Here is a 250-nt window from a genome sequence, read left to right as displayed (position 1 = left end):
CCGGGCGCTTTACGGGTGGGGCTGGCAAAGCTGCCGTTATAGCAAGCTCGCTTCAGGGTATGATTTCGGGAAGCTCTATCGGCAACACCGTGGCTTCTGGCTCTTTCACCATTCCTATGATGAAAAATGCCCGCTTCAAGCCCGAGGTAGCAGGAGCCGTCGAAGCGTCAGCCTCTACCGGTGGGCAGATCATGCCGCCCTTAATGGGTGCTGCGGCTTTTATCATGGTGGAGTACGTGGGCGTCTCTTA

The 250-nt window shown here is 56.8% G+C and carries 1 protein-coding gene; it reads left to right on the top strand.

Translation table 11 applies throughout. The features are described from left to right. Window positions 1–59: 59 nt before the first annotated feature. A partial coding sequence (locus R0J88_RS22170; RefSeq protein WP_410901197.1) for a TRAP transporter large permease subunit occupies window positions 60–250 on the top strand: 191 nt, incomplete at its 3' end.

The organism is Pseudoalteromonas sp. SIMBA_162, assembly GCF_046535955.1.
GTDB classification, from domain to species: Bacteria; Pseudomonadota; Gammaproteobacteria; order Enterobacterales; family Alteromonadaceae; genus Pseudoalteromonas; species Pseudoalteromonas marina.
This window is presented reverse-complemented; position numbering and strand designations above follow the sequence as displayed.